The 18,898-nt window shown below is 46.7% G+C and carries 14 protein-coding genes and 1 tRNA gene; 7 read left to right on the top strand and 8 right to left on the bottom strand.

The features are described 5' to 3' along the window. Positions 1-149 precede the first annotated feature (149 nt). The 4 genes from M1D72_RS16955 to M1D72_RS16970 all read left to right on the top strand — a co-directional run bounded on the left by M1D72_RS16955 (position 150) and on the right by M1D72_RS16970 (position 4,276). On the top strand, positions 150-1,325 hold the full coding sequence (locus M1D72_RS16955; RefSeq protein ID WP_456295959.1) for a tetratricopeptide repeat protein: 1,176 nt from the start codon (positions 150-152) through the stop codon (positions 1,323-1,325). A gap of 141 nt (positions 1,326-1,466) precedes the next feature. Next, positions 1,467-2,291 (top strand): sugar phosphate isomerase/epimerase family protein, encoded by an 825-nt coding sequence (locus M1D72_RS16960; RefSeq protein ID WP_456295960.1) that lies wholly within the window; start codon positions 1,467-1,469, stop codon positions 2,289-2,291. 194 nt (positions 2,292-2,485) lie between these two features. Further along, positions 2,486-2,576 (top strand) — tRNA-Ser (locus tag M1D72_RS16965). Between the two features lie 236 nt (positions 2,577-2,812). After that, on the top strand, positions 2,813-4,276 hold the full coding sequence (locus M1D72_RS16970; protein ID WP_456295961.1) for a catalase: 1,464 nt from the start codon (positions 2,813-2,815) through the stop codon (positions 4,274-4,276). Between the two features lie 116 nt (positions 4,277-4,392). Here M1D72_RS16970 and M1D72_RS16975 read toward each other — a convergent pair whose 3' ends face one another. Beyond that, positions 4,393-4,959 carry a porin family protein gene (locus tag M1D72_RS16975; RefSeq protein WP_390189201.1) on the bottom strand — a complete coding sequence of 189 codons (567 nt, stop codon included), beginning with the start codon at positions 4,957-4,959 and terminating at the stop codon, positions 4,393-4,395. Between the two features lie 514 nt (positions 4,960-5,473). On the opposite strand from M1D72_RS16975, the gene M1D72_RS16980 reads away from it, so the two are divergent. Next, positions 5,474-6,832, top strand: coding sequence for a diguanylate cyclase domain-containing protein (locus M1D72_RS16980; RefSeq protein ID WP_456295962.1), 1,359 nt, complete (start codon positions 5,474-5,476; stop codon positions 6,830-6,832). Positions 6,833-6,875: 43 nt separating this feature from the next. On the opposite strand, the gene M1D72_RS16985 is transcribed toward M1D72_RS16980, so the two are convergent. Beyond that, a complete protein-coding gene (locus M1D72_RS16985) occupies positions 6,876-8,957 on the bottom strand; it encodes a glycosyl hydrolase family 28 protein (RefSeq protein ID WP_456295963.1) in 2,082 nt (693 codons plus the stop codon). 326 nt (positions 8,958-9,283) lie between these two features. Continuing rightward, positions 9,284-10,411, bottom strand: a complete 1,128-nt coding sequence (locus M1D72_RS16990; protein ID WP_456295964.1) for a 2Fe-2S iron-sulfur cluster-binding protein — start codon at positions 10,409-10,411, stop codon at positions 9,284-9,286. Between the two features lie 322 nt (positions 10,412-10,733). Here M1D72_RS16990 and M1D72_RS16995 point away from each other — a divergent pair, with 322 nt between their 5' ends. Together M1D72_RS16995 and tnpA are read left to right on the top strand one after the other, a co-directional pair. After that, positions 10,734-11,999, top strand: coding sequence for an aromatic ring-hydroxylating oxygenase subunit alpha (locus M1D72_RS16995; protein ID WP_390189194.1), 1,266 nt, complete (start codon positions 10,734-10,736; stop codon positions 11,997-11,999). Between the two features lie 305 nt (positions 12,000-12,304). Continuing rightward, positions 12,305-12,766: an IS200/IS605 family transposase gene (gene tnpA / locus M1D72_RS17000; protein WP_456295965.1), complete on the top strand. Its 462-nt coding sequence runs from the start codon at positions 12,305-12,307 to the stop codon at positions 12,764-12,766. Between the two features lie 122 nt (positions 12,767-12,888). Here the strand turns inward: tnpA and M1D72_RS17005 are convergent, their stop codons facing one another. From M1D72_RS17005 to M1D72_RS17025, 5 genes are all read right to left on the bottom strand, one after another. Continuing rightward, positions 12,889-13,113 carry a hypothetical protein gene (locus M1D72_RS17005; protein ID WP_390189192.1) on the bottom strand — a complete coding sequence of 75 codons (225 nt, stop codon included), beginning with the start codon at positions 13,111-13,113 and terminating at the stop codon, positions 12,889-12,891. A 32-nt stretch (positions 13,114-13,145) separates the two neighbouring features. Beyond that, on the bottom strand, positions 13,146-14,741 hold the full coding sequence (locus M1D72_RS17010) for a BCCT family transporter (protein ID WP_390189191.1): 1,596 nt from the start codon (positions 14,739-14,741) through the stop codon (positions 13,146-13,148). 145 nt (positions 14,742-14,886) lie between these two features. Beyond that, positions 14,887-15,678 carry an electron transfer flavoprotein subunit beta gene (gene etfB / locus M1D72_RS17015; RefSeq protein ID WP_456295966.1) on the bottom strand — a complete coding sequence of 264 codons (792 nt, stop codon included), beginning with the start codon at positions 15,676-15,678 and terminating at the stop codon, positions 14,887-14,889. After that, complete coding sequence (etfA, locus tag M1D72_RS17020; protein ID WP_456295967.1) at positions 15,668-16,912, bottom strand: electron transfer flavoprotein subunit alpha; 1,245 nt, start codon at positions 16,910-16,912, stop codon at positions 15,668-15,670. Before etfA ends, etfB begins: the two co-directional genes overlap by 11 nt. A gap of 9 nt (positions 16,913-16,921) precedes the next feature. After that, the gene (locus M1D72_RS17025) at positions 16,922-18,889 is read right to left on the bottom strand and encodes a (Fe-S)-binding protein (RefSeq protein WP_456295968.1); all 1,968 of its coding nucleotides are present in this window, start codon (positions 18,887-18,889) and stop codon (positions 16,922-16,924) included. Positions 18,890-18,898 lie beyond the last annotated feature (9 nt).

Consider the following 18,898-nt stretch of genomic DNA (forward strand, 5'->3'; position numbering starts at 1 on the left):
AGAATGTGATGCTTTGTCGAGTTTCTGCGAATTCCCCTACACCTTCCCTTAATCATTTGTCTCCTTTGACGCACTACCGATATAGCCATACCGCATAACGTTTATCGCGGATTAAAGCTTATCCCCCATTCAAGCCAAAGGAAATGCCCGTGAAATTACTCAAATTCCTGACCCTCTGTGGTGCTGTAGTTATGCTCAGTGCCTGTGTGTCGAAACAACAAGCCTTATATCAAAAAGCCGATGATGGCGATGCCAATAGTCAGTTAGCTGTTGGATTAAATCTCTATCATGGTGAAAATGGATTTAAACAAGATAAAGTCAAAAGCCTTCAATATCTCGAGAAGTCCTTTAAACAAGGAAACAAAGACGCTGGGTTTAATATCGCCCATATTTATCAATCTGACGATGACTACGAGAAGGCGGTGCAGTACTACCAAGAGGCAGCGCAACTAGGCAGCATAAAATCTCTCGATAACTTGTCGGTGCTTTATTTAGTCGGTAGCGGTGTCAATAAAGACCTGAAACAAGCACAAGACTATGCTCAGCAAGCGATTAAACTGGGTGGCATTCGTGCTCATCGAATTCTCGGAGACATCTATCTTGAGCAAAATAAACCAAAGTCAGCATTAAAGCAGTTTAATGCCATGCTCGATGCACCGTTAACCCGCTCCAATTCTAAAACTCAAAAAGCCTATACCAGCCGTGCCAAAATGGCAGCCTATTTGATGTTAGGTGACACGGAGAATGCGTATAAGTGGGGCTCAATTGCGTTAATTACGACCACCTTTGATGACACCTCTGAGCGAACCAAGCAGCTATTTAGCCGCTATCAAACTGCGGCTTCTCAACTCAGTCAAAACACGAAGCAGCGTTTAGCTAAAACCATCATCGATACGCATTACCAACTGTTTGAAAGTGATCACTCGTTCTATAAAGATCATCACATTCAGCCTCTGGCACCTGGGGTTATCGACCCAGATCGCGATCAGATCTTAAATTTCGTGGGTTACTTTACCTATCCAAATCGTAACCTATTTGGCACTATCAGTGCGTTGAAAAAACGCAGCGAACCAGAGGCCAAAGAACTGTTGGTCATCTCTCAGCTTAAGCTCTCTAATCAACATATGAAATATGGCACGATGTATTTGCAAACAGGCGCGGCAAGAACCGTAACAAAAGAAGCCATTAGCGTGATGGACGAGATTGAAAACCCAAGCTTTGACTACTTCAAATCATTAGCTGAAAGAAAATTGGATGTGATGAACAATATTTACGACTATCAGGTCGCGACCATTAAAGCTCACAAACCCGCTGAAGGCGCTTAAAGCCAACCTCTCGCCTCGCCCAGCCAACGCTGGGCGTTTTCTTTGTTAGTCTATTGATTTGTCAGATTATTTGACTGCCCTACAGTGACACCCTGTATGATGGTGATTCCACTCGAACGAAAAAACGGGAGGCGACACCCTATGATCAAAGCCCTTCACGGCGCATCCACATTCCACTCTAACGTGCTCTCCGATGTCGAAATCGCTCACCAAACTGGCTATCAAGGCGTCGAGTTTTTTATCGACAAACTACTGCGTTACTTAAATAACGGTGGCAGTGCGACATCGCTCAAACAGCGTCTTGATACACATCAATTGCAGACGACCTGTATCAACGCTTTGATGGGAGTAGACCGCCATACCCCCCAAGACAGAGATTCATTAATCTCAGAAGCGCGACGTATTACTGAGGTGGCAAACCAACTAGAATGCCCCACTGTACAGCTAAATCCTGGTCACTACACCGATCATTTAAGCCAAGCTCAGCGTCTAGATATCATTACCGAAAACATTGGCGAAATTGCTCAACTTGGCGAACAATACGGCATTCGTTATCAAATAGAATTTGTCGCATCGAGTGAATTCAACACTCTACCAATGGCACTTGACGTCATCGACAGATTAGCCACGACTAACGTAGGTCTGGTGATGGATTTTTGGCACCTCTATGCGCGTGGCGTCAGTACGCCGCAAGATGTTGCAAGCCTCGACCCCGCACTGATTTATGGCGTACATTTTTGTGATGGACGTAAACCTCGAGCCGGCGAAGATTGGGATGAAACCGTCCTTCGAGCTTATATGCCTGGCGAAGGTGAAATTGATATTCAAGCATTTGTCGATGCGGTCAAATCGACCGGCTACAATGGCGCTTGGTCACCAGAACTGATTAGCCCATCGCATTGGGAATACGAACACTCAGACATCGCTAAAGCGTGTTTCCACAATATGAGCCACTTTATTGACTAGCAAGCGTTCAAGACCACTACATGACGTTTGGTAAAAACAGCAGAAAGTTGATTTATTTTGCTTAACAATTGTTCACTTAATATAGAGAAATGGCGATTAGTTCACGTATTTGAATTCAGTTGAACATAAAAGCATCAAACAACCTATACAGGGGTTTACAACGCTCGTAAGCCCTTATACTATTCGCGTCACACGGAGAGATGGCTGAGTGGTTGAAAGCACCGGTCTTGAAAACCGGCATACGTTAATAGCGTATCTAGGGTTCAAATCCCTATCTCTCCGCCACATTTCAAAAGCCCGCTCAATGAGCGGGCTTTTTTCGTTATAACTCGATTTTTTCGTCTTTCTCATCCTTGCCACATCCCTTCACTCAATTCAGCCCTCTAGTGGCATACCCCTTGCTCCCATTAACTTAGACCCAGCCAATATGACTCAAGCTGACTGAGTTTAAGAAAAAAATTCAAAGGCAATCGGAAAGAATTACCTTCGATCGCCAAGATGACACTCTAATGGAGGGCAATATGTCGAACCAAAATAACAAACCCACCACCACTGATGCCGGTATTCCCGTCGCCAGTGATGAGCATTCTCTGACTGTAGGTCAAGACGGCCCGATTGTTCTACACGACCATTATCTCATTGAACAGATGGCCAACTTCAACCGTGAACGTATTCCAGAGCGCCAACCTCACGCCAAAGGCAGCGGCGCATTCGGCCACTTCGAAGTCACCAATGATGTCAGTCAATATACCAAAGCAGACGTCTTTCAACCCGGCACAAAAACCGACGTTCTCATGCGCTTTTCCACCGTCGCCGGAGAACGTGGTAGCCCAGATACTTGGCGTGATCCCCGAGGTTTCTCAATTAAGTTTTATACCCAAGAGGGTAACTACGACTTAGTCGGTAACAACACACCGGTGTTCTTTATTCGCGATCCGATGAAATTCCAACACTTCATTCGCTCGCAAAAACGCCGAGCAGACAATAATTTGCGTGATAACGACATGCAATGGGATTTTTGGACCTTATCTCCTGAGTCAGCCCATCAAGTGACTTGGCTGATGGGAGACCGTGGTATTCCTAAAACTTGGCGTCATATGAATGGTTACTCTAGCCACACGTATATGTGGGTCAATGAAGATGGTCAACGCTTTTGGGTTAAATACCACTTTATTTCTGACCAAGGCGTCGAGTGCTTAACTCAAGAGCAAGCAGACCAACTAGCAGGCTCCGACGGTGATTACCATGGCCGCGATTTGTTTAACTCAATAAAACAAGGGCAATACCCGAGTTGGACGCTGAAAATGCAGGTCATGCCATATGAGGATGCGAAAAGCTACCATATCAATCCGTTTGATTTAACCAAAGTATGGTCACATAAAGACTACCCGTTGATTGAAGTGGGTAAATTAACCTTAGACCGCAACCCAACGGATCATCATACGCAGATCGAGCAAGCTGCATTTGAGCCAAACAATATGGTTCCGGGTATCGGCCCTAGCCCTGATAAAATGCTACTTGGACGCATGTTTGCCTACGCGGATGCCCATCGTGCTCGCTTAGGTGTCAACTACAAACAAATACCAGTTAATGCCCCACAATGCCCTTTCCATAGTTACAGTAAAGATGGTGCAATGCGTACCCAAAATGTCGAAGATCCGGTCTATGCGCCTAACAGTAAAGGCGGGCCACAAGCTGATCCAAACCGTTATCCTGAATCTGCGGTCTGGGCCGCTGATGGAGAAATGGTACGCTCTGCGTATACCCTGCGCCCTGACGACGATGATTACAGCCAAGCAAATGATCTCATTAACAAAGTAATGGACGATTCTGCTCGAGAGCGTTTAGTCAGTAATGTCAGCGGCCACTTGCTAAATGGCGTCACTCAGCCGGTACTTGAGCGTGCCTTTGAGTATTGGAAAAATATCGATACGGTGATTGGCGAGCGAATTGAAAATGAAGTCAAAAAAGCCTTATCTAAATAATAGGCATTAAATCTATATTAAAGCACCCTTAATGGGTGCTTTTTATTTTAACTTACGATAGTAAATAATAAAAAAGCCGTGATTGAACACGGCTTTTTTATTTAACTGGTTTGATACTAGAATCGGTATTCAGCACCAATCGTTGCTTGTTTAAAGTCTGTGTTGGTATCTGCACCGTCATTAATATCATTAGCGTCTAAGTCGACATCATACCAAGTATATTCTGCATTGATTAAGAAGTTATCAGTTACTTTAAAACCAACACCAGCACCAGCAAATACCGCTTCATCATCTTCATCGCCATTTACACCAACAATATCGTAGTCAGTGGTATACCATAGTTGACCACCTTTCGCATAAAGCTCAACACGATCACCAATTGGCGCGGTCAGTTTTAGAGCGGCAGTATAACCATCAGTTTCGGCACTTGCCACACTGCCACCATAAGAACCGAAGTCAATGTAACTGCCTTCGACACCAATGTAACGGTTTAATTTAAAACCAATTAAAGCCTGCATGACATCATTGTCGTCATCAAAATCATCTTGCCCATCTATTTTTACGTAGCCGTAGTTACCGCCTACATAAACGCCACTTTCATCGTCCAAAACTGCCGCTTGTGAAATTGTGCTGAACGTTGTTAGAGCCATGGTACCCGCTAGAATTGGAAGGATCTTTTTCATCTTTTACTCCTAGTGATTTTGAATAAGCTATCAAAATAGATGCTTTTATTGTTAAACGTGAATTACGTTCCAAATAATTCAAGAGCCATGCCAAGATAATAAAATGAATAAATTATTATCGTTTTTAAGCATTATTTTCTTTATAGCCCTTGATACGTGATGATTTAAATTTATATCAACCATAAATCTCCATGTTATTATTCCGTCATAACTAAGTTAAAGTTATATGGTTTAAATAATAAAAGAGTCGTACTTCGGTAATATATTCATTGTTATTGAATTATTTTCAGGTGCTAGACGGAAAGTAAAAGGTTTGGTTAGAAAATATCACGACGGCAGGGTCTGCCTACACGGACACTCGATTTAAGCCTCTGAAGTGGCAGCGTATCGCAAAAAGTTCAGCGAATATTTTGGTTTAGCACTAAAATTTTAGAAAAAACTTGAGATTCTTAACGCCTGTAGGCAAGGTCGTCATTATCTAAAGCACATGCTATAGGGCTGTTTAGGGCACAACATGTTTTCAAAGATCAATAAAAAGAGCCACATTCTGTTTGCGCTGGTTTCGCTTTTGTTTTGGTTGGTTGCGGTAACAACCATTCATATCATATCGGCTCAATTCATTCAGAAAGAGGCATTAAAAGTCGAGCGCGTGATAGAAAAAAACGTGGCGTTAATGCGCGCTAAGTTTGAAGCCACCATCTTTATGGATACCTACTTGGCTGATAGCCTAGCTACCGTTGTCACCATTGACCCAACCTTCGCTATCGCCAATTGGGATAACATTGCCTCTAAACTATTGAGTAAAGCGCTCTTTGTACGCAACGTCGGTATTGCTCCGGATAATGTCATCTCAAAAGTGTATCCATTGAAAGGCAATGAAGGCGCAATTGGCTTTGATTTTAAAACCAATCCACAGCAACTGCGCACCGTCTTATTAGCGAAAAATCAGCAGCAAGTTTATATCGACGGTCCACTCACTCTCGTGCAAGGGGGAGTCGGGTTGATTGCCCGCTATCCAATTTTTTCTGACTACCCTCTCAATGAAGATTATTGGGGAACCGTCAGCATTGTTCTCGATTACAATAAGCTCATCAAGCACATTGGAATCAATGAGTTTGAGAATGCTGACATCGCTTTTCGTCGCAACGACAATCGCCACGTCTTTTTAGGTAATGCAGACGTCTTCAATAACCCAGACATTGAAAACACCGTGATGCTTCCTAACGGCACTTGGGAAATGGCCGCAAAATACCGTTTGGATAACGCAGAGCACATCCAATTTACCAAGCAAGTGGTTTACACCATTGGCTATATGATTGCAGTACTGCTTTACTCTTTGATTTTTATCCACTTTAGAAACTACCGAAAAGTGCATAAAGCCTCTTTATACGATGAATTGACCCATCTGCCGAATCGTCGTCTGGCGATGAGCCAACTTGGTCAGTTAGTAAAAAGCGATGATGGTGGGTCATTTGCCGTGTTGAATATCGATCTCAACGATTTCAAGCTGGTGAATGATCAGTTAGGACATGAAGCGGGAGATGAGCTACTTAAACACATCGCTCATTATTTAAAATTGAGTGTACGCACTAGTGATACGGTCGCGAGATTTGGCGGCGATGAGTTCATTATTATTTTACGCCATGTCTCTGAGGCGAAAAATGTTGAGGTGGTCGTCGAAAAAATCCATCAAATGTTCGCTGATAACCCGTTATCATGGGGCAAACATAAGATAGAGCCATCAGTGAGTATTGGTTATGCCCTTGCGCAAAAAGAGACTGAAAATGTCAAACATTTACTCTCTGAGGCGGACCATGCCATGTACAAACAAAAGCAGAAATACAAAAACAAGAAGCATCAGTTTGGTATTTGATACTGCGGCTAACGTTAAGAAAGGGGCTTGAGGCCCCTTTTTTTTATTGTGTCACACTGTCAGGCATCGGAGAGACCTGCTCAAATGTCAGATTTTGTGAATCTTCGATTTGCCAAGGTGAATCATAGCCTTCTTCCCAATTTTCAAATGTCACATTGGAGAAGGTGGAGTCTTTTAGCCGGTGAATATTGGTGACTTTACTGTTGCGAATGGAGACATGGTCAAACACAATGTTTTGATGGTAGTTTGCTGAATATGGCAGAGTATTAATTGACCCATCATAAGCATCACTTTGAATCACGGCTTTGGCATTACCGCTTGGGTCCACATTATCTAATGTGACATTCGTGACCGTGATATCATGAAAGTAAGCCGCCTCATTGGCATTGGTGTAGACATTATCACCTGCTGAATAAGACAGCGTAAAGATAAACGCATTCCCCTGGCCCCCTCGGTTATCGATTTCCACCCCGTTGATGTCATGTGTATTGTTGGTACCAATATCTTTCATCGCATTATCTCGAAAGACAATATCTCGCGCACCACCGCCCGTCGCCGGGGTACTTTTCAGGCGTAATCCATTGTCCGTCATAAAGGCCACATTTTCTTCAGCAAGAATGTCTTGAATCCAAGCGCCAGTATGGCTACCCGCGACCAACACTCCATGGCCCTCACGCGTGTAGTTATTAAACACCCACCCATCTTCCGTCGGATTAATCTCATCATTGGCTTGGTCATACTCTTCTCCCTGCCCAGCCGCGAAATTGATACAGTCATCGCCACTGTCAATAAAGTTCGCGTACACATGGAAGTTTGAGGTATTGCCAAACTCAACGCCATCAGCATTATTAATGTCAAAAGTCTGGGTGGTGGTATAAGCAAAGACGATGTTTTCACCTTCTAAAAACATCACGCCATGATACGCCGGGTTCCTGAAAGTAAGGTCCGCCACGTACATATTCGTTACTCCGCGAAAGGTTGTCAGGCTAGAGCGCCGGTCGGCATATAAGTCACGATTGACTTGCCCTTGGAAATCAATGTCCGCCATGCTTCCCGTCCAACTCTCAGGTGCATATTCTTGGTAACCCGCGAGCATTTGATTCATGGCCAAGACGCCAAGCGTATACACTTTCTCGCGACTACCAGGCTCATGGTAAGGCAAGGTGTTTCCCACTTCATCTTGCGTCGTTCCACTGACCACCCAACCGTTGCCATCGAGTACGCCTTTACCAACGACTCGAATGTTCTCAAACACGCCCCGTCTTCCGTCGTAGCCATCCTGAGTGCCATTGCTAGTATTACGATGATCCTCACTTAATACATTTAATAAAGAAGGTGGCCGTCTTGAGTCAGTGTCATGGGTGCGATAGCTATAGAGTTGGTAACCCTCACTCAATGGATAATCGGCGCTGCGAATCGAGCCAGCTAAGGTCGCCCCTTGTTCTATTTCAAACGTCATATTACTTTTTAAATACAGCGCGCCCGTCATGAAGACGGCACCATTCGAATTCGCCGGTATCACCACTTTGCAACCATATGCACTGGTTGAATCGCCTGAGCATTGGTCAATTGCTTGCTGAATCGCCACAGTGTTATAGGTTTCACCATCACCGACCGCACCGAAGTCGGTCACATCAACGACATGGGTAAACTGGGCAGTCGTCACGCTTACTGCTGGGCTCGGGTTTGACTCATGGCCATCAGCATAAACCGCAGCAACCGAAAACTGATAGTCAGTCGCTGGGGTTAACCCCTCAACTTTGTAATTCAAATACGTAGGGCGATGATGAAAGCCAGCACTGTCTTGCTCAGCAAATGCATCCATGTAGGGTTTGGCTGGGTTAAATTGGCTGTTGTTTTCGCTGGCCAACCCCAAAGACTCACCATTCATGTAGACACGATAATCGACGATATCGCTGTAATCACTGGGTTTGTTCCAAACAAGGCTAACACTTGTATCATCATAAGCGAGCGTCGGTACGTAAGGCATTTGCATAACACTGGATGGTGCACTCGGACTCTCAGGTGTATCAAGATCGGAATCCGTATCCAAGTCCAAATTGCATCCAACAAGGACAGTACTTGAGGTAAATAACAGTAGAGCAATCTTGTTCAACAGTTTCATTATCCCACCTTTCTAAAATATGGTTTTATAAATTATTCAACCCTATTTCATACACTAAACAGATGGATTTAAAACGGATAAAAAAAGGATATGGCGGTGCCCTCTCACTCTACAAAATGCTCTATGCCGAGTTTGTGATCAACCAGAATAAAAGATATGACCAACTGTAAAAATATCTTTTATTTTCAAATAAATAAAATTAGACAGCACATTGATAACAACGAACCATGTCACCGTTCGATGGGTCATTCATTGGATAAAAACAAAAAAGCCGAACGTTGTACGCCGGCTTTTTTACGATTCATACCAAAGGTCAAAGGTCGATATTAAAATTCCACTTTCACATCACTTAAGGGCACACTGCAGCACGAAAGAATATAGCCGTCTTCGACATCCTCATCGGTGATACCACCGTTGTGTGACATCTCTACCTCACCTTCAATTCGCTTAACTTTACACGTACCACAAATCCCCATCCCACACGCTTTAGGAATATGTATACCCGCTTTGGCTGCGGCGGAATGGACCGTTTCCCCCGGTGCCACCAACGCGCTTTTATCGGTATCTAAAAATGTAACTTCAAGCAGATCACTGGGGTGCATCGCTTCGGCGGCTTCTTCTGCGGCCTCAGCATCTTGTGCCGCCTGCTCTTCAATGGTTTCGGGGGTCGCACCAAACGATTCTTCATGGTAACGACGCATATCAAAGCCGAGGTGTTCTAACAAGAAACGGATGGCTTTCATATAGGGAGCAGGCCCACAGCAGAATACCTCACGCTCAAGAAGATCCGGCACCATGATTTGCATCTTAATGTTATCAAGGTAGCCGCGATAACCTGACCACTCTTGCCCTGACTCAATGCGCTCACAGATAAGGTGCAAGTCAAAGTTGGCTATACGTGATGACATAAACTCCAACTCATGGCGAAAGATAATATCACGCGGCGTTCTGGCACTGTGAATAAAGACCATGTCGAGATCGGTATTGGTATCGTACGCCCAGCGCGCCATCGACATCACTGGAGTAATCCCAACCCCGCCGGATAAGAACAGGGCTTTGTCTGATGGATAATCGATACTGTTAAACTGCCCCACCGGCCCGTGAGCGGCAAGATCCATCCCTTCAAACAAATTGTCATGCAGCCAGTTAGAGACCAAACCACCGGGTACACGCTTAACCGTAATCGAGAAACTGTAAGGCACGGAAGGCGAGCTGGAAATCGTATATGAGCGAAAGATCTGTTCCCCGTCAATTTCCAGTTCTAAGGTGACAAACTGACCCGGCTTAAAAAAGAACATGATCGGCTGTTCCGCCATAAAGCAATAAGTGCGTGTATCCCAGGTTTCCTGGATCGTTTTCACGCAACGAACGACATGGCGACCATTGCTCCAAGTTTGCGTTGTCACTGGGACAAACGCGTCGTTATTGACGACCGAAATATTGGCGTTGCTCATTGGGCTCGTTCCTCTCGAGACGGGGTGTAAAGTGTTTTCCCTAACACGGGTATCTTGGCGCTATTGTTGAATTAACCGCTCGATTCCATTTATCTTTTCACGACAAAAAATTATCCAAAAACAACCACTGAAAATAAAAATTCATTCCGCTGTCTCAAACAGCATGGTTTTGTGTCGTGAACAGAATCGTCAATATCATTACAACTAGGCAGGATATTGTCTCAAACTCCTTCCCCATAGCCAGCGGTTACGGGTAAGTCGTTTACGCATGGACGCCCAACAGGGCAATTTACACCCACATTACACCGGGAAGATAGCTCAAATGACACAAAACGATTTGCTTAACCTCAACTACTCCAGCATTGATGATGCTCGAGAAGAAATGACTCGATTACTCAGTGATCGCAATCCTAACTACTCTTTAGCGCAACCCTTATACAACGACCCGTATATGTTTAGAGTTGACATGGAAGAGGTTTTTCAGAAGGAGTGGTTGTTCGTCGGCATGAGCAGTGAAATTCCAACCAAAGGTGATTACTTCACTGTCGAGATTGGCCAAAATCCTGTTCTTATCGTGCGCGCGGCCGATGGCACCATTAATGCCTTTCACAATACCTGTCGTCACCGTGGGTCTCGTATCTGCTTGGAACACCGAGGAAAAGTCGCTAACCTCGTTTGCCCATACCATCAGTGGACATACGATACCAAAGGCAATTTGCTATTTGCTGGCACCGAGATGGGCGAAGGTTTTGACATGAAGCAGCACGGCTTACGCACAGCGCAGTGCAAAGTGGCGGGCGGCTTCATTTTTATTTGCCTATCGGAAGAGCCTCCAGAAAGCGATTTCGAAGAGTTCTTAGCCACACTGGAAGAGTACATGGAACCGTATGATGTGGATAACACTAAACTGGCGGTAGAATCAAACATGTACGAGAAAGCCAACTGGAAATTGGTGCTTGAGAATAACCGTGAGTGTTACCACTGTGCAGGCAGCCACCCAGAATTACTCAATACGCTTCTAGAGTGGGATGACACCAATGACCCACGGGCGACACCTGAATTTTTGGCACATTACGCCAAGCAAGCAGAGGCTTGGGATGCAGAAGGCATTCCTCATCAACACAAATCGTTCGGACACCGCAACCGTATCGTACGTATGCCGCTCAAAGAAGGCACCGAAGTGATGACAATTGACGGCTTAAAAGGCTGTGAAAAACTATTAGGCCGAATTAAGAGCCGTGAGTTGGGGTCAATGCGTATTCTTCACCTGCCGAACTCTTGGAACCATATGCAAAGCGACCACTTTATCGTGTTCCGCGTGCTGCCAATTTCAGCTCAAGAGTCATTGGTCACCACCAAATGGTTTGTGCACAAAGATGCCGTAGAAGGTATTGATTACGACCCTGAACGTCTGCGTCAGGTCTGGGATGCAACCAACGACCAAGACCGAATTCTCGGTGAGGAGAACCAGCGTGGTATTAACTCAATGAGTTACCAGCCAGGCCCTTATTCCACGACCTTTGAGTTTGGTGTCATCAACTTCATTGATTGGTATGCCAGCAGCGTTTTGAATAACCTTAATAAATAATCAGCATTGATTGGATTAAGCCTCGCGATAGCGGGGCTTTTTTACCCTTGGTGTTTTTCTTTAATCTCGCCCCACCAGGCGCGCAAAGTAAACCCATTCTCAACTTAAAAAAGCCACCCGGTTGAGAGACAAAAAAGCCAGCCCTAAAAGGCTGGCTCTGATTGTATAGAGAAAACCCCCAGCTAGGCTGGGGGTTCCGTAAAGCTTATAGCTATAAGTCAGTTATATAACCCCTTTCAATTTGATAAAAACGTCTTGTGGTCTGGCAACTGCAAGAGTTAATTAAGAATTGAAAGGGGGTCCCAATGGGGGACGAAAAGAGCTTAGCGCACACGCGCTGGAACTGTAAATACCACATAGTCTTTGCACCGAAATATAGAAGGCAAGTTTTCTACGGAGAAAAACGTAGAGCGATAGGTGAAATATTGAGGAAACTATGTGAATGGAAAAATGTGAACATTCTTGAAGCGGAATGTTGCGCGGATCATATCCACATGCTTTTAGAAATACCGCCCAAAATGAGTGTTTCAGGGTTTATGGGGTACTTGAAAGGCAAAAGTATCCTAATGCTTTATGAACGATTCGGCGATTTGAAGTTTAAATATAGAAATCGAGAGTTTTGGTGCCGAGGTTATTATGTAGATACGGTAGGTAAGAATACGAGCAAGATACAAAATTACATCAAGCACCAATTAGAACAAGATAAAATGGGAGAGCAATTATCGCTCCCGTATTCAGGTAGCCCGTTTACGGGCCGCAGGAAATAGTCATATGCAAATGTCAGATCACTACGCGCCTGCTAGGGCGCTGCCAGTAGGAGAGCCTTATAGGCGCATATGAAAAACCACCGGCTATGCCGGTGGATACTTTTTTATCCTTACAGCGGCGCTTAACGTGCTAACAAGGGCTCCACTTCGGGAAGAACCTCCGCATCAACCGCCAATTCACGGCTCATGGTTTTAAAGGCTTTGACCTCATTAGGCGTTGCGGTTGCAAGCCATTGTGTCAATTGCGCTTTCACTTGTTCGACGTTTGCATTTGGCGCAACTTCAATACCCAGTTGCTTCAACTGGAAAATGAAGTCCTCCAAGTCAACTAAATTTGCATACATCATTGTTCTTCCCTCTCTTCTCTGTGTTGAAAGATTTAACGAAGTTCAGTCTGTAAGCCGCGATATAAGCTGACACACATCAGAATCAACACTAAAGTAAACGGCAATCCTGTCGTAATTGCCCCGGCTTGTAAAGCGGTCAGCGCTTCATTACCGCCTCCTACTAACAACGCACAAGCAATAATCCCCTCAACTGATGCCCAAAATAAGCGTTGTGGAACGGGCGCATCCAGTTTTCCGCCTGCGGTAATACTATCAATGACAAGTGACCCAGAATCCGATGAGGTGACAAAAAACACCAAAACCAACACAATACCAATGATCGACAACAGTCCACTCAGGGGTAAATGTTCAAACATCTGGAACATCGCTTGCGCAACATCGCTGATACCGTCAGCCAGTTGACCAACACCGTGTGTGGCTTGGTCCATCGCGGTTCCCCCCATCACGGCCATCCATACAATGGTCACCACCGTCGGGATAAGCAGTACCGCAGTCACAAACTCTCGTACTGTACGCCCCTTTGAAACGCGGGCAATAAACATGCCGACAAACGGTGACCAAGAAACCCACCAAGCCCAGTAAAAGACAGTCCAACCGTGATACCAGGTGCTGTCATCACGGCCTATCCAGTTCGATAGCGGTAAAAAGTTTTCAGCATAGGCAGAGGTCACGGTCGCAACTGAGGAGAAAATGGTCAGTGTCGGGCCAACCACAATAATCAGTGCGATCAGGGCTGCAGCGATGATCATATTTATGTTACTGAGCAGCTTAACACCGCCATCTAAGCCTCGTGCGACCGATACCATCGCAATGGCGGTGACCAAAACAATGAACCCCACCTGAGTGGTGAGATTGTTTTCAATCCCAAATAAGAAACTTAACCCACCAGCCGCTTGCTGCGCGCCAAGGCCAAGTGAGGTGGCTAATCCAAAGATGGTGGCTAAAACTGCAAGAATGTCGATGAGATGGCCTATCGGCCCCCAACAACGGCTTCCGAGTAGCGGATAGAAGGCAGAGCGAATGGTTAATGGCAACCCTTTATTGTACGCAAAAAATGCCAAGGATAATCCAACGACCGCATAAATGGCCCAAGGGTGTAAGCCCCAATGGAACATGGTTGCGCCAAGGGCAAGTTCCATACCTTGCTCAGTACGCGCAGCAACGTTAAGCGGTGTTCCGTACCAATCGGTATAATAGGCAACGGGTTCTGCTACGCTCCAGAACATCAGCCCAATCCCCATTCCTGCGGCAAATAGCATTGAAAACCAAGAGAGGGTCGAATATTCCGCTTTTGCGGTTTCACCACCAAGGCGAATTTTACCAACGGGCAGCACAATCAGCGCCAAACAAAACAACACAAAAAGATTGCAGCCAATCATAAATAGCCAATCAAAGTTATCGATTGACCAAGTTCGAGCGCCCATAAGCACTTCTTTACTGCCAGCGGGAAACAAAAGGGTGGCAACGATAAACAGCAATATCAACCCCGCAGCAATACCAAACACCGGATTATGTACATCCATGCCAAACACCTTTACGTTGTCTTGGCCGATGACATAATCGGTATCATATTTCCCCGGGCCGCTGTTATCCTTAACAACCCGTTTTGCCTGTATAACATCTTTCATTGAAGACTCTCCTGAGACCTCCCTACCCGGTCAACCGCTATGGATATGTCGAATAAACCAGGCAGAGAGAAACTTCCTTAGTTAACTGTCATTATGGTTATGTGAGTAGACGATCTTAGTCTCCAGCGTGTTGGCTGAATCCGCTTCAGCGCACCACGCCTTCCTCCAACAACAGATCAAATACGGCCTGCGCCATTTCCTTCGCGGGCAGGTCGCGTAATACTTTTCCTTCATCTCCGGATGATTTTTGTGTCGCAGCTTTCAAGCGATCCGCTGCGGATTTCGCTTTAACCACTTTGAGACGTTTTGGTCTGTTACGCGCCGGGCTAACTTGCCACTCAGCTTGCTGCGTGTCGGTAATACTGGCTTCGGTCATGCTGTGATCAATCTGCGCACGCTGGCCAGGGCCAAAGGCACTTTGCCGCGGCTCTTTTGCCGCCATATCCACACTGGCAATAAATGGCATCGGCACTTTGAGCTTGCGACGTTGTCCACGTGGTTGAGCTTGCAGCACTTCTGCCACGCCTTTTTCAATACTGAGGATCTCGGTAATACCGCTGACCACCGTGCAACCGAGATGTTCAGCCAACAAATACGGCATCATGCCGGAGGACTCACCTCGCTCAGCTCGCACTCCGGTTAAAATTACATCTGGAACATCGGCAGCGAGGTAGTGAAGTAAGCTTTCCAGCGCGTCGTCTTGCTCGCGCTGTTCAATGACCCTTAATGATTCAAGACCCATACCTGCATAGCTGCGTAAAGTGGCATCATAAGGATTGCCAGCGTGAAGAACTTCAAGAATACCTGGCTGCAAATTCAGCCCTAGTTCAACGGCTCGAGCATCGGTTTCTGCTCGGCGCGCTCGCTGAGAGCTAGGGTGCAGACCAATTGACACCAACACACGAACATCAAGATCGGGAAAACGACTATGCGGCATGACGCGCCTCCTGTTGTCGATAGGCTTGGACCAATTCCACTAACGCTTGCATTACCTCGCTACTGTCACCAATCACACTCAGTGCCGCCCGTTTGACCATGTCACAGCCCAAATCGGTATTAATCGCGATGACCTTATCGCATTGACCAATGCCTTGTAAGTGCTGAATAGCGCCAGAGATACCAACCGCGACATACACTCGCGCCGTAACCCAAGTGCCCGTTGCGCCGACTTGACGAAAACGTGGCATATTCCCGTCATCCACTGCCACCCGGCTAGCCCCTTCCGTCGCCCCAAGCTCTTGCGCGGCAAGATGGAACAGAGACCAATCATTGACGCCATTACCCGCAGAGAGAATAAATTCCGCCTCGCTCAAAGGAATTGCGTTCGGATCAACCTCAATAAAGCCAAGATCGCGAATGCCTGTATGAATTGCCTCAGGATCATCCAGCGCCACCGTCAAGGCTTGGTGACGCGTTTCATCAATCGGTTCGGCACATTCTTCAAGCATCAATAGGATTTTTGGTGTTTGACGATGAATGTCCGTCAAACCACCAGCACCTCGCCCTGTGCATGTATTGACTTCAGCATGCCAAACTTGGGTAGCAGGTCGTTCGCCAAGTCTTGCGGCCAAACGACGACCCAGTTCAAAACCGCCAGCGCTGCTGTCAGGAAATAACCAAAAACGCGGCTGATACTGGGCATCGACTTCGCAAAGCAGTGCAGTTTTGCGCTCTGGTACATAGCTTTGAAACTCATTGCCGCTCAGGTGTAGTAAGCGATCGACTCCGGCTTTTTCAAAGCGGTCTTCTCGGTGCTCCCCAAACACAACAGCCATCACGGCGCCAGCGCCTTCACTCTCTCGCACAAGCTTGTGGGCTTGCCCCAACACATCGAGATCGTGAGAAGTGAAACGCCCACCAACCATGTCTGGAACAACGACGACATAAAAATCTGGGTCACTGACGGTATGCAGCGGTAATTCAACTTCGGCATTCGCCGCGCCGCGCATTCGGTGACCAGAAAGCGACATCGGGTGTTGAGTATTCAAGCGGTCAATACGCTTGATGCCATTCGGGCCAATAAACCCTTGTTGATGAGGATTGCGGCGTTCAAGGCCGGTTGGCCCGTATACTTTACCGCCAGCCTGCGCCAGAGCTTGATGCTCAGGATGAAGGCGATTGCGCGCAATCCATTCAAGACGCGGGTCGCGGCGAATAATATCGTCACTCATAATCTTCTCCTAAGCACTGATTGGCAGTGGTTCATTGGGATCAAACTCAATCGGTTGAGAGTGAGGTTCAACCTGCTCGACCAACGACTCAGCGACAATTTCTGCAATGTCTTTGACTTCAGGACGTGGCTCGACCACCCCTTCAAGCATGGCCGTACATTGCTGGCAACCCACGGCGACCAGTTCGGCCCCTGTCGCTCGAATGTCATCCATGCGCATGTCAGCAATTCGGCGTTCGCCTGGAATGTCGGTAATCGGAGCTCCACCGCCACCACCACAGCAGCGAGAGCGAAAACCACTACGCTCCATTTCCACCAACTCAATCCCAAGCTCAGCCAGCAGTTCACGCGGTGAATCGTATTCACCGTTGTAACGACCAAGATAACAAGGATCGTGATAGGTCACGCGTTCCGCTTTAAACGCGGTCAACGCAATTTTCTGATGTTTGACTAGCTGGTTAATAAAGGTCGTATGGTGGAGCACTTCATAATCGGCGACTTGCCCTTCTGGATAAAAATCGGGGTATTCATTTTTCAAACAATGAAATGCATGTGGATCGGTGGTAACAAGTTGCTTGAACTTATAACGGCTAAGTGTGGCGATGTTTCGTTTCGCTAAACGCTGGAAGGTCGCGTCATCACCCAAACGGCGCGCTAAATCACCACTGTCCAATTCTTCATCACCCAAAATCGCAAAATTGACGTTGGCGTTTTTCAGCACCTTGACGAACGCCCGTAAAATTCGTTGGCTACGCATATCAAACGCACCGTCAGAAATCCAAAACAGAACATCGGCTTGCTGCACGTCTTTCATCAGCGGTAAGTTTTGATCCGCGGCCCAGTTCATTCGGTGATTCGGATTAAACCCATTTGGATTATCGGTAACGATAAGGTTTTCAAGCACCTCTGCCCCTTTGTTCGGCGTTGCCCCTTTCTCTAGCGTCAAAAAGCGACGCATATCGACAATCGCATCGACGTGCTCAATCATCATCGGGCACTCTTCAACACAAGCGCGGCAAGTGGTGCATGACCATAACGTTTCGTCACTCACCAACCCGTTAGTAATCACTTGGTCTGAACCGCCTTTGGCACACCCCACTTCTTTGCCTGGATAAGGGCTGCCAGCGTATTTCGCGTCACTGCCACCGGCAAGGCCTACCACCATATCTTGAATCAGCTTTTTCGGGTTGAGTGGCTGGCCTGCAGCAAAGGCAGGACACATGGCTTCACATTTCCCGCATTGTACACACGCATCAAATCCCAGTAGCTGATTCCATTTAAAATCACGTGGCTTCTCTACACCCAGTGTCGGTTGTTCCAAATTCAGCGCTTTAAGACCCGTGGAACGGCCGCCACCAAAGCGTTCGGGGCGACGGTGAAACGCCAAGTGAAGCGCACCGGCAAACGCGTGTTTCATCGGCCCGCCCCAGGCCATACCAAACACCAGCTCGCCTAAACCGATGATGACGCCAAACGCTAAAATGGCCGAAATCAATCCATTACCAAAATGTTCAGGAAGAAGCCCTGCTGTAGGGAGCGTCAACACAATGAACGTTAAGGAAAACGTGAGCAGGCTTTTAGGCAAGCGCATCCACGGACCTTTCGATAGACGGGAAGGTGGGTTGCGGCGGCGATAATAAACAAAGCTCGCGCCAATCGTCATCAGGACCAACGCCCCAAGTAACGCCCAACTTAACCACTGTGCCTGCAAACCAAACAGATGCACAGCCAACACCAACACCATCGATAGCACAAAACCACCCGCCGTAGCGACGTGTGTGCGCGACATGTATTTGTCGCGTTCTACCACGTGATGCAAGTCTTTAAGATAGCGGCCCGGCATCGCCATTAAGCCGCCCAAAAAGTGGACTGGTTCAGGTTGACCCGCGCGCCACAATCGAACGCGGCGGACCATCCCTATCAGAGCGAGTGCCAACACTGCCACCAGCAACGTTGGAATCAACCAATCGAAAATCATGACCGGCTC

This window comes from Vibrio sp. AK197 (assembly GCF_053903115.1).